Origin of the sequence: Corallococcus sp. AB030, assembly GCF_003668965.1 — a bacterium.
Taxonomy (GTDB): domain Bacteria; phylum Myxococcota; class Myxococcia; order Myxococcales; family Myxococcaceae; genus Corallococcus; species Corallococcus exiguus.
Genome location: NZ_RAWQ01000100.1, coordinates 23,652 through 35,264 on the forward strand (window position 1 = coordinate 23,652; position 11,613 = coordinate 35,264).

The 11,613-nt window shown below is 70.7% G+C and carries 8 protein-coding genes; 4 read left to right on the plus strand and 4 right to left on the minus strand.

Annotation, left to right across the window (positions count from 1 at the left end; all coding sequences use genetic code 11):
* Window positions 1–9: 9 nt before the first annotated feature.
* The 4 genes from D7Y15_RS23040 to D7Y15_RS23055 all read right to left on the minus strand — a co-directional run bounded on the left by D7Y15_RS23040 (window position 10) and on the right by D7Y15_RS23055 (window position 5,438).
* Window positions 10–1,248 (minus strand): MFS transporter, encoded by a 1,239-nt coding sequence (locus tag D7Y15_RS23040; RefSeq protein WP_121753925.1) that lies wholly within the window; start codon window positions 1,246–1,248, stop codon window positions 10–12.
* A gap of 94 nt (window positions 1,249–1,342) precedes the next feature.
* A complete protein-coding gene (locus D7Y15_RS23045) occupies window positions 1,343–2,419 on the minus strand; it encodes a hybrid sensor histidine kinase/response regulator (protein WP_121753926.1) in 1,077 nt (358 codons plus the stop codon).
* On the minus strand, window positions 2,416–3,882 hold the full coding sequence (locus D7Y15_RS23050) for an ATPase domain-containing protein (RefSeq protein ID WP_121753927.1): 1,467 nt from the start codon (window positions 3,880–3,882) through the stop codon (window positions 2,416–2,418). Before D7Y15_RS23050 ends, D7Y15_RS23045 begins: the two co-directional genes overlap by 4 nt.
* Before the next feature lie 215 nt (window positions 3,883–4,097).
* On the minus strand, window positions 4,098–5,438 hold the full coding sequence (locus tag D7Y15_RS23055) for an MFS transporter (protein ID WP_120577631.1): 1,341 nt from the start codon (window positions 5,436–5,438) through the stop codon (window positions 4,098–4,100).
* Window positions 5,439–5,622: 184 nt separating this feature from the next.
* Here D7Y15_RS23055 and D7Y15_RS23060 point away from each other — a divergent pair, with 184 nt between their 5' ends.
* The 4 genes from D7Y15_RS23060 to D7Y15_RS23075 all read left to right on the plus strand — a co-directional run.
* Window positions 5,623–6,906 (plus strand): serine/threonine-protein kinase, encoded by a 1,284-nt coding sequence (locus D7Y15_RS23060; protein ID WP_233605059.1) that lies wholly within the window; start codon window positions 5,623–5,625, stop codon window positions 6,904–6,906.
* A gap of 43 nt (window positions 6,907–6,949) precedes the next feature.
* Entirely contained in the window at window positions 6,950–7,999 is a 1,050-nt protein-coding gene (locus tag D7Y15_RS23065; RefSeq protein WP_121753931.1) for a PEGA domain-containing protein, read from the plus strand.
* Between the two features lie 144 nt (window positions 8,000–8,143).
* The gene (locus tag D7Y15_RS23070) at window positions 8,144–10,183 is read left to right on the plus strand and encodes a TonB-dependent siderophore receptor (RefSeq protein ID WP_120577633.1); all 2,040 of its coding nucleotides are present in this window, start codon (window positions 8,144–8,146) and stop codon (window positions 10,181–10,183) included.
* 69 nt (window positions 10,184–10,252) lie between these two features.
* The coding region (locus D7Y15_RS23075) for an SWIM zinc finger domain-containing protein (RefSeq protein WP_199745971.1) at window positions 10,253–11,613 on the plus strand (1,361 nt) is incomplete at its 3' end.

The following is an 11,613-nucleotide window of genomic DNA, read 5'->3' on the forward strand; positions in this document are numbered from 1 at the left end:
AAGGCCCTGTCAGGTCTCGTAGGCAGCGAAGCCGCGCGAGCGCAGCGTGCGCAGCAAGACGGTGAAGAGGAGGAACCCGAACGCCGCGCCCCCCATGACGGGCCGGACGCCCAGCCGGTCCGCGAGCGCGCCCTGCGACCACACGCCCACCGTGAAGCCGACGAAGAGCAGCATGGAGTTGAGGCTGGCGATGCGCGCCTGCAACTCGCCGGACACGCGCGCCTGGCACAGCGTGGCCAGCCCCGTGAGCGTCAGCATGTACAGCGCCCCCAGCGCCAGCACCGCCACCGTCGCCATGCCCAGCGACGGGGACAGCCAGTACGCCGCCGCCGCCGGACCGATGAGCAGCAGGCTCACCTCCAGAAGCCGCCCCCGTCCCATCCAGTCCGCCAGCGTGCCCGCGCTCAGCGCCGCCAGGAACGCCCCCGCGCCCTGCGCCGTCACCAGCATCGACGTGGCGCCCGCGTCCTGGCCGAACACCCGGATGGCCATCACGGGCGCCAGCGCCGTGAACGGAGCGATGCACACGGCGATGGCCAGCGTCCCGCCCATCGCCATCAGCAGCGCCTCGTCCGAGCGCGCCACCTGGAAGCCTCGCGCGATGCCCGCCCACACCCCTTCGGCCGACGCAGGCCTCGCGGCGGCCGGAGCACCCCGCACGCCCAGCAGCGACAGCATCACCGCGCCGAAGGAGAACGTGTTGAGCAGCAGCACCCATCCGATGTCCGTGTGCGCGATGAGCAGCGCCGCCAGCGCCGGGCCGCAGATGCGCCCCAGGTTGGCCTGGGCCGAGTTGAGGCTCAGCGCGCTGTGCAGGTCCTCCTTTGGCACCGAGACGGCGATGAGCGCGGAGAACGCGGGCATGAACAGCGTCACCGCGCAGCCGTTGAGGAACGAGATGACCGCCACCCAGCGCACCGTCAGCCCGCCGCTGAAGGCCAGCGCCGCCAGCGTCCCCGCGAGCACCATCTGCACCAGCGCCCCCAGCCCCACCGCGCGGCGCCGGTCGAACCGGTCCCCCAGCGCGCCTCCCAGCGGCGACAAGAGGATGGACGGCAGCCACGTCAGCGCCGCCACTCCGCCCGTCCACTCCGCCCGTCCCGTGACCTTCGTCACGTACACGCCCAGCGCCAGCACCTCCATCCACGTGCCGATGTTGGACAGCGCCGCGCCGCCCCACAGGAAGGCGAAGTCACGGTGCTTCAACGCGCGCAGCGAGGACAGGCGGGACGAAGGAGGCGTGGACACACTCGCTTTCTAATTCACCGAGAGCGCCGGGTGTTCGTGGACTTCCAATCTGGTTGGTTTAGATGGAGTTCCAGCGGAAACGTGCAGTACTGCTTCAGTTCCGCCGGGGCAGGCGCAAGGTGAAGGTGGAGCCTTCACCCAGGGTGGAGCGGGCGGACAGCGAGCCGCCGTGCAGCTTCGCGAGGGCCGCGGCGATGAAGAGGCCCAGGCCGTGGCCGCGTCCGCGGTCCTCGTCCGCGCGCTGGAAGCGGTCGAAGACGTGGGGCAGGGCGCCTGCCGGGATGCCCACGCCCCAGTCGCGCACGTGGATGAGGACGAGGCCCGGGTTGAGCGCTACGCCCAGCTCGATGTGGCGCGACGCGCCGCTGTACTTCACCGCGTTGGACACCAGGTTGTTGAGCACCTGTCGCAGCCGCTCCGCGTCCAGCATCAGCGGCTCCACCGCCTCCACGGCGTGGAGGGAGAAGTCCATCTCCGGTTGCAGCTCGCGCCACTCCTGGACGAGCTCCTGGAGGAAGAGCGTCAGGTCCGTGGGTGCCAGCTTCAGCTCCAGCTTCCCGTCCGCCAGCCGGGAGGCGTCCAGGATGGACGTCACCAGTCCGTTCATCCGATCCAACTGGCGCAGGACGCCCTCCGCGGAGCGGCGCTCGTCGTCGATGCCTCGCTTCTGCACCTTGCGCAGGAGCAGCTGCGTGTTGAGCCGCGCGGAGCTGAGCGGCGTCTTCAGCTCGTGCGCCACCCAGTTGAGCATCTCCTCGCGGGCCAGGCTCACCGAGCTGACCGGCTCGCGCGCGGCCGGGGCGGCGTCCGTGCGGGTCGCCTCGCGGTACTGGAGCGCGTTGCTCACGGCCTGCTCGAAGGTGGTCAGGTCCACCGGCTTCGCGAGGAAGGTCTGGGCCGCCTCGCGCCCCTGGGGACGCGCCGCGCTCAGGAGCAGGAAGGGCACGTCCGACAGCGTGGGTTCGGAGCGCATGGCGTGCAAGAGCTGCATGCCGGTGCGCCGGGGCATCATGTGGTCGCTGACCACCAGGTCCGGCGTCTCCGTGCGCGCCAGCAGCAGCGCCTCCTCGCCGTTGTGCGCGCGAATCACGCGGTGGCCCAGGTCCTCCACCACCTCGGAGAAGACCTCCAGGAGCGCCTCTTCATCCTCCGCGATGAGGACCAGGCTCATTCACCCAGCCCTCCAATGGAGGTCCCCAGCGGGCGGGCCTGACCCGTCAGCAGTCCCACGGCGGAGCGCATGGGCGCGAGCACCTTCACGCCGGTGTCCTTGATGAGGAACTCGCGCAGGTCGGTGACGTATTCACTGTCCCTCATCTTGAGCACGGACAGGATCCGGTGCATCTGACCGTGCAGCTCCACGTAGCGCAGCAGCAGCAGGTTCTCTCCCAGGATGGCGACTGGCGCGTCGTTGAAGTCCAGCTCGGTGCCGACGATCTTCGGCACCTCCCGGGTGAACAGGGAGGTGATGCCCCGCATGCGCAGCCGCATCGCGAGCGAGGCCATGAACATGCGCCGCCGCCCGGGGTCGAGGATGGCCAGCTCCAGGTCCGAGAGTCCGTCCAGCACCAGCCGCTGGACGCCGAGCGCGTCCACCTTGCGCAGGATGTCCCGCACGAGCACGTCCGCCTCGACCTCCATGGGCGGCACGTAGTGGAAGACCAGCCGTGAATCGCGCAGCAGGGGGGCCACGTCCAGCCCCACGCGCCGGGCGCGCGCCGTGAGCATGGCCGGCGCGTCGAAGAAGGAGACGAAGAGCGCCTTCTCCCCATGGCGCGCGGCGTCCGCGGCGAAGTGCATGGCGAGGATCGTCTTTCCAATGCCCATGCTGCCCGCGAGCATCGTGGTGCTGAGCTCCGGCAGCCCCCCGTGCATCAACCCATCCAGCTCCGGCAACCCGAAGCCCTTGCGCTTCAGCGTGGGGGGTTCGTCCTGGAAGTCCACCGGGGTGGCCTCCAGGCGCGGGATGAACTCCACGCCCTCCTCGTGGATGGCCATGGTGTGCTCACCCGTGAGGTGGGGCCGGCCGCGCAGCTTCACCACCTCCACCCGGCGCACCCGGAGCGCGCCGTGCGTCTGGACGGACAGCGACACGATGCCGTCCACCGTGGTGGCCTCCGGCAGCGCCATCAGCCGCTCCAGCGGATACTCCGTGGTGAACAGGCCAATGCAGTTGCTGGCGGCCAGGCCGATGCCCAGCTCATAGAGGAACTCGCGCAGCCGCGCTTCGTCCTGCCACAGGTCGCGGATGGAGCGCAGCCCGTCGATGAAGAGCATCGCCGCGCCGCGCTCGCGCACCGTCTGCAGCAGCAGCTCCCGGGCCTCCTTCGCACCCCGCTTGAGCGCCGAGTAGGCGCTGATGATGAAGAACCTCTCGCCCAGCAGCTCCGGCTTGAAGAAGGAGAAGCCGGACAGGGCCTCCATCAGCTTGTCGTGGGGCTCCGAGGTGACGGTGGCCACCACCACGGGAACGCCGCGCGCCGCGGCCGCGAAGGCCACCTGGCTGCACAGCACCGTCTTCCCCGAACCGGGCGTGCCGGTGACGATGAAGGACTGGCGAGCGGGGATGCCCCCACCCAGGATGACGTCGAAGCTGGGAATGCCGCTCTGGAAAAGAGGAGTCTTGCTGGGCATGCCGGGTTCCGTCGGAGAGGGTCAATGCGCGAGGCTTCCGTCTTCTGGAAGCACGCGCCGGGACAAGGTGCGCACGGGAGGGGAACCGGGCATGTCCAAAGCCCCCTCTGCTGTCCCCTTCGCATAGCCGACGCGCCCCGGATGGGGTTGGCTTCGTGAACTCGCGCCTCCCATCTGTCGGCTACACGTCAACACCTCCGGCCGCCAGGCGGGCGTCAGCGCGACGGCGCGGGCTGCTCGTCCGGTGCGCTGGCACGGGCGGTGAAACCCCGGAAGAGCAGCAACGACACCACGAGCCCCACCGCGCACACCGCGGAGACGTAGTACGCGGGCGCGAGCGGGCTCTCTTTCAGGGCCAGCGTCACGGCGAGCGGCGTGAGGCCACCGAACAGCGCGTACGCCACGTTGTAGGAGAACGACAGGCCGGAGAAGCGCACCGCCGGGGGGAATGCCTGCACCATCACCGCGGGCACCACGCCGGCCACGCCCACGCAGAACCCCACGCCCGCGTAGAGCGGCACCAGGTGCTCCGGCGCGCTCGCCACGCCCCGGTAGAACAGCTGCGCGGCGACGAGCAGCATCCCCGAGCCGATGGCCATGGCCCGGGTGGGACCCAGCCGGTCCGCGAGCAGCCCGTAACAGATGCACCCCACCGTGAGCGTGAGCGTGGCCACGCTGTTGGCCGCCAGCGCCTTCGCGGGCGGGATGCCGTGCAACTGCTGCATCAGCGTGGGCGTCATCAGGATGACCACCACGATGCCCGCGGTGAGCACCCAGGTGAACAGCATGGACACCACGACGGCGGGCGCGTGGCCCTTCAGCGCGGCCTTGAGCGGCAGCTCTTTCACCAGCGCCTTCTTCTGGCGCATCTCCTCGAAGACGGGCGTCTCCTGGAGCCAGCGGCGCAGGAACACGGCGAAGAAGCCGAACACGCCGCCCACCACGAAGGGCACGCGCCAGCCGTACGCCAGCACCTGCTCCGGCGTGAAGACGGTGTTGACCGCGGTGGCCACCAGCGAGCCCAACAGGATGCCCAGCGTGAGCCCGGAGGTGAGCGTCCCGCACGCCAGGCCCACGCGGCGCTCCGGCACGTGCTCGGAGACGAACACCCACGCGCCCGGCACCTCGCCGCCCACCGCCGCCCCCTGCAACAGCCGCAGCGTGAGCAGCAGCAGCGGCGCCGCGTACCCGGCCGTGGCGAACGTGGGCAACAGGCCCATGCACAGCGTGGGCACCGACATCAGGAAGACGCTCAACGTGAACATCCGCTTGCGCCCGGTCCGGTCCCCGAAGTGCGCCATCACGATGCCGCCCAACGGCCGCGCCAGGTAGCCCGCCGCGAACAGCCCGAACGTCTGCAACTGCCGCAGCCAGTCCGCCGTCTCCGGAGGGAAGAACAGCTTCCCCATCACCGCCGTGAAGAACACGAAGATGATGAAGTCATAGAACTCCAGCGCGCCCCCCAGCGCCGCCAGCCCCAGGGTGCGGATGTCCCGGGCGGACAGCGGACGGGGAGCGGCCAGCGGGGACGAGGCGTCGGAGGGGGAGGTCGCCATGCGCGGAGGACCGGGAGGATATGCCGGGACACCCGCCCGTCGCCCATCCGTCACGTTGTTAAAGTGTATTCACCGCAAAACCTGTTGACACGGTGTGCGAAACTTGTGGGGAGGTCTCGGCATAGGTATCTTCCCGGAATTGCGAGTTCCGTCCTGGGAGTACAATTTGGACAGGGTTGATACCGTGACGCCTTCGCCGGCCGCACCCGGGGTGGACATCCTCTTCGGGAAGTACCGAATGGTGCAGCGGCTCGCCACGGGCGGGATGGCGCACCTGTTCCTGGCGACGATTGACGGGCCGGACGGCTTCTCCAAGGCGTGCGTCATCAAGCGCATCCTGCCGGAGTACGCGAACCTGGAGCCCTTCGCGCGGATGTTCGCGGACGAGGCGAAGGTGGCGGCGCTGCTCACGCACCCGAACATCGTGCAGGTGTTCGACTTCGGGAAGATCGACGGTCAGTACTACCTGGCGATGGAGTGGATCCAGGGCCAGTCGTTGGATCGCATCATGCGGCACGCGGCGGCGGCGAACATCCCGCTGGGGCCCCGGGTGACGGTGGACGTGGGCCTGGCCATGTCGGACGCGCTCACGTACGCGCACGCGAAGACGCTGTCGGACGGGACGCCGCTGAAGCTGGTGCACCGGGACATCACGCCGGGCAACGTGCTGGTGTCTCGCGACGGCATCGTGAAGCTGGCGGACTTCGGCATCGTGAAGAGCTCCGTGAACCTGGAGCGCACGGTGGCCGGGGTGGTGAAGGGCAAGTACGCGTACATGTCCCCGGAGCAGATAACGAACCGGGAGTTGGATCACCGCTCGGACCTGTATTCGCTGGGCATCGTGCTCTACGAAGCGTCCACCGGGCGCCGGCTGTTCAAGCGCGACTCGATGGAGGCCACCATCATGGCCGCGTCGGCGGGAGACGTGCCGCCGCCGTCGCACGTGGCTCCCGGCTTCTCTCCGGACCTGGAGCGCATCCTGCTCAAGTGCCTGGCGAAGGACCCCGCGCAGCGCTACCAGACGGCGCGCGAGCTGCACGACGACCTGGAGCGCTACCGCACGGCGCAGCACTGGACGTCCGGCGGCCGGGAGCTGGCGGCGCTGATGGCCACGCTCTTTCCTCCGGACGCCACGGGTCGCGTGTCCACGGCGCTGGCGGTGCCGGGGTCCATGGTGGGCTCGTCGCCGGGAGTGTCCGCGGATGCTTCGGGCATGGGCTCCACGCGCATACCCAGCGGCATCTCCGGCCCGTCGCCCTTCGCGCCGCTGGAGCACGCGGTGGAGCTGCGCGAGCCCAGCGCGCTGGTGCCCACGGGCATGCTGCCCCGGAGCACCGGGACGGGCTCCACCACGGGCGTCATCCCGTCGCCGGACGCGGCCTCGGCCGGGGCGTTCCCCTGGGGGCTGGCCGCGGCGGCGGGGGTCGCGCTGGCGGGCAGCGCGGTGTTCTGGCTGTTCATCGCGTGAAGGGCGGGCGCACCGTGTCGTCGTGGGAAGTGGGACTTTGAACGTGAAGAATCAGAAGACCTGGGTCGCCGTCATCCTGCTGGGCACCGTGGCCGTGAACGCCGGGGCGTACCTGGTGGTCCGCTCGCGCAAGGCCGCGCAGCCCGAGCCCGTCGCCACGCGCCCTCCCGACCCCACGCCTGTCGTGGCGCCACCTCGGACCGTGGCGTCCGTGGCCCCGCCCAAGGAGGACTCGCACGCGGGGCTCGTGCGGGCGCTGCGCGCGTCGGGCCTGGCCGCGCTGGAGGACCGCGACTACGAGCGCGCGGTCGCGCAGTTCACGGAGGCGCTCAAGCTGCGCCCGGATGAGGGGGACAGCGACCTGACGCGGCTGTTGGGCATCGCCACCGACCTGCGCTCGCGCGAGCAGACGCGGACCGCGCCCACGCCGCGTGAGCCGGCGCCCAGCCGCACGCCGCCCCGCACGCGCCTGGGGAAGCGGGGCGCCCGCGAGCAGCCGGTCGCCCAGGCCGCTCCGCAGGAAGAAGCGAAGGGCGGGCTCCTGCTGGTGACGTCCACGCCGCCGGGGCTGGTGGTGATGGTGGATGGCAGGGCGGTGGACATGACGCCGGCGCGGCTGCCGGTGTCCGCGGGCGCGCACCGCGTGGTGCTCGCGCAGGGCGACCGCCGCCTGTACGAGGAGACGGTGGAGGTGGACGCGGACTCGGTGCGCTCGCTCAACCGCGACCTCTCCGCGGAACTGACGCCGTCCACGCCGAAGCCGGCCGTGGCCCAGGTGGCGGCCGTGGCCCCGGCCTCGCCCCCGGCCGCGGGTGGTCCCGTGGCGTCCCCGCGCGACCCGGAGCCCACGAAGCCGCCCGAGCCCTCCGTGGCGAAGGCCGCCGTGGCGCAGCGGGGCGACCTGGAGGTGACGTCGCCGGGGCTCTACGGCGAGGTGTGGATCAACGGCCGGCCGTATGGCTTTCCGCCCATCTCCGCGCAGGCCCTGCCTTCCGGCCCCGCGAAGGTGGAGGTCCGCGTCAACGGCGAGGTGAAGCGGCGCATGACCGTGGAGGTCGAGCCGGGCCGCAGCACCCGCGTGCGCGTGAAGTGAACAAGGCCTACGCCCGCATTCAACGCAGTGCGCGTAATCCCAGAACTTTCGGACCCCGCTGAAGTCGCTACACTCTGTTTCACGTGAAGCCTGTCTCCCCCCGGGACAGGCTCGCGTCTCCCAACTTCGAGAAGGTTGTTTCGTATGGGTTTCACCAGGCACGGGCGTCGTGTGTGTGTATGGCTTGCGTTGCTGGGCTCGGGCACGGGCTTCGCGCAGACGGCGCCGGAGCCCACCCTGGACCCCGGGGAGATGCCCTCCGCCCAGGAGCAGCTGGACGAAGAGCCGGAGGTGCACAGCCAGGTGGCGTCGTTCGCCATCACGAAGCTGCATGACTCGCCGGCCGTGGTGACGGCCATCACCGCGGACGAAATCAGGGCCTCCGGCGCGCGCGACCTGATGGACGTGCTGTTGCAGGTGCCCGGCTTCTTCTTCGGCGTGGACGTGTCCGGCACGGTGGGGCCGGGCTTCCGGGGCCTGTGGGGCCAGGAAGGCAAGGTGCTGCTCATCATCGACGGCAAGGAGATGAACGAGCAGCTCTACTCCACGATGCAGCTGGGCCACGAGTTCCCGGTGGAGCTGATTGAGCGCATCGAGGTCGTGCGCGGCCCCGGCTCCGTCATCTACGGCGGCAACGCGGAGCTGGCCGTCATCAACGTCATCACCCGGGGCATCCAGGGCAGCACGGACGCGCTGGTGGTGGGCACCTACGGGCAGCTGGCGCACGGCCTGGGCCGCCGCAGCCTCACGGTGTCCGGCCGCAAGGTGTTCGAAAGCGCGCCGGGCCTGAGCGCGTTCGCGTCCGCGTCGCTGGGGCAGGGGCAGCGCAGCGACGCCGTGTTCGACGACTTCTACGGCGACTCCGCGAGCATGAACGGCGCGTCGGCGATGGACCCCACGGTGGTGCAGGCCGGCGTGGGCTACCGGGACCTCCAGCTGAGCATCCTGTACCAGCGCCAGGACACCACGTCGGTGGTCTCCGTGGACGAGGTGCTGCCCACGCCCGCGAACACCGACTTCGAGTCGTTCCACGCCGAGCTGAGCGACCGCTTCCGGCCCACGGACCGGATTGAAATCATCCCCCGGCTGAACCTCACCCTGGGCGAGTCCTACCGGGACTCGGACGAGTCGTCTGACTTCTTCTACGACAAGCGCTACCGGCGCCTGCGCGGCCGGGCCCTGGCGCGCTGGGCGGCGTTCGACTTCCTCCAGCTCACGGGCGGCGTGGACCTGGCGTTCGACCAGGGGCAGCTGCGAGGCCCGGCGGGCATCGGCCAGCAGGAGCCCTTCAACGGCGACGAGGACGAGGTCTCCTACCGCAACGTGGCGGCCTTCATGGAGGTGTACTCGGACAACCCCATCGCCACGGTGGTGGCGGGCGCGCGCTTCGAGGACCACAGCGCCTTCGGCAGCTCGTTCGTGCCGCGCCTGGTGTTGCTCAAGTCCTTCGGGCCGGTGAGCGGCAAGGCGCTCTACAGCCGCGCCTTCCGGGCGCCGGGCATCGAGAACATCTCCCTGGGCGACGACGTCCGGCCGGAGCGCACCACGGTGTACGAGCTGGAGGCCACCGTGCGCCTGGGCGAGGGCCAGAGCTTCAGCGCCAACGCCTTCGACGTGGGCGTGACGGACCCCATCATCTATTCGTACGACCCGGTCACGGCGTCGGAGGCGTACCGCAACCTGGGCCGCCTGGGCAGCCGGGGCATCGAGCTGGACTACCGGCTGCGCGGGTCCTGGGGCCGCGCGCAGGCGGGCTATTCGTTCTACCGGCCGGGCGGGCGCAACGACGTGGAGGACTACCTGGTGCCCGGCCAGCCCAAGGCCTTCACCGGGCTGCCCACGCACAAGGTGACGCTGACGGGCACGGCGAAGGTGCTGCCGTGGCTGTCCGTCAGCCCCACCGCCGTGCTGGTGGGCCAGCGCTTCGCCGTGGGGGCGCCGGACGAGGAGGGCGTGTCGGAGGTCCAGACGCTGTCGCCCCGGCTGCTGCTCAACCTCTTCGTGCGCGCGGAGAACGTGGGGACGAAGGGCCTGGAGATTGGCGCGGGCGTCTACAACCTGCTGGGCAGCGACTTCCGGGTGGCCCAGCCCTACAACGGCGGACACGCGCCCCTGCCGGTGTTCAGCCGCGAGTTCATGGTGAAGCTGACCTACCTCTTCGAGCCGTCCTACGACGACGAGTAGCCTGGCCGTCGGCCGGGACGCATCCGACGTTGCGCAAGGGCGTGGCGGGGCGTAGGGAATCCGCCTGCCATGTCCGAGAACACCCAGCTCCTCGAAGCCGTCCGGAAAGAAGCCAAGCCGGGACTCTGGTCCAGGGGCGTCAGCCTCGCGCGTGACGGCGCGGTGGCGCTCCAGTCGCGCACGGCCTCGGAGATCGAGCTGCGCGTGAAGGTGGCGGGCCGGGCCGTGGCCTTCACCGTCGTCCTCTACCCGGGCGACGAGGCGTGGGAGTGCGACTGCCCCAGCCCGGTGGACCCGTGCGAGCACGTGGTCGCGGCGGCCATCTCCCTGGACAAGGCGGAGAAGCAGGACGCGCCGCTGGAGGCGGTGTCCGAGCGCTGGTCGCGCGTGGTGTACCGCTTCACGCGAGTGGAGGGAGGGCTGCAGCTGCACCGGGTCCTCGCGCACGCGGACGGCACGGAGGAACCGCTGGAGGACCTCACGGGGCGCCTGGCGAAGCCCCAGGCCGGCGTCACGTTGCAGGTGGAGCAGGTGGACCTGGTGATGGAGCGCCTGTTGGAGCGGCGCACCCGGGGCCCGCTGCTGGCGGAGAAGCTGGACGCGCTGCTGAGGGCCCTGGAGCCCGCGCGCAACGTGCTCCTGGATGGCCGGCCGGTGGCGGTGTCCGGCGAGGTGCTGCCCCCGCGCGCGAAGGTGGAGGACAAGGGTCAGCAGTGGGTCATCACCATCACGAGGGATCCGCGCATCACGGAGGTGGTGAGCCCCGGCGTCGCGCTGACGGCGGAGTCCCTGGTGCGCCTGGGCGAGACGGCGATGACGGGCGCGTGGCTCCAGCACCTGCCGCTCGTGCGCACGTATTCGCCGGAGCAACTGGGCGAGCTGTCCGCGAAGATTCTCCCGGAGCTGGCGCGGCGCATGCCGGTGGACATGCGGAGCCGCCGCCTGCCGTCGGTGGACCGCGACCTGAAGCCGCGCATCCTCCTGGAGTTGAACCAGCTCACGCAGGGCCTGTCGGTGCTGCCCACGCTGGTGTACGGCGCGCCGCCGACGGTGCGAATCGACAACGGGCGCATGGTGTACCTGCGCGGCGCGGTGCCGCTGCGCGACGAGGCCGCGGAGCAGAAGCTGCTCCACCAGCTGCGCGACGAGTTGAACCTGGTGCCCGGCCGAAGGCTCACGGTGCAGGGCCCGGAGATGATGCGCTTCGCGGACAAGCTGCGGAAGTTCCGGGGCGACCTGGGCGGCGACGCGGCGGGCATCGTCAGCCCGGACATGCGCCTCAAGCCGTCCCTGCGCGTGGACGGCGGCGCGTCCGGCACGGGCGTGCCGGAGGTGCGCTTCACGCTGGAGTTCGAGGTGGAGGGCGGCAAGGGCGGCGCGCGCACGGTGGACGCGGCGGCGGTGGTGCGGGCGTGGACCTGTCTCTTATA

Bases quoted from the DNA above. Each gene is read 5' to 3' on its own strand.
- D7Y15_RS23045 (WP_121753926.1), bottom strand. From the start codon at position 2,419: ATGAGCCTGGTCCTCATCGCGGAGGATGAAGAGGCGCTCCTGGAGGTC.
- D7Y15_RS23050 (WP_121753927.1), bottom strand. From the start codon at position 3,882: ATGCCCAGCAAGACTCCTCTTTTCCAGAGCGGCATTCCCAGCTTCGAC.
- D7Y15_RS23055 (WP_120577631.1), bottom strand. From the start codon at position 5,438: ATGGCGACCTCCCCCTCCGACGCCTCGTCCCCGCTGGCCGCTCCCCGT.
- D7Y15_RS23070 (WP_120577633.1), top strand. From the start codon at position 8,144: ATGGGTTTCACCAGGCACGGGCGTCGTGTGTGTGTATGGCTTGCGTTG.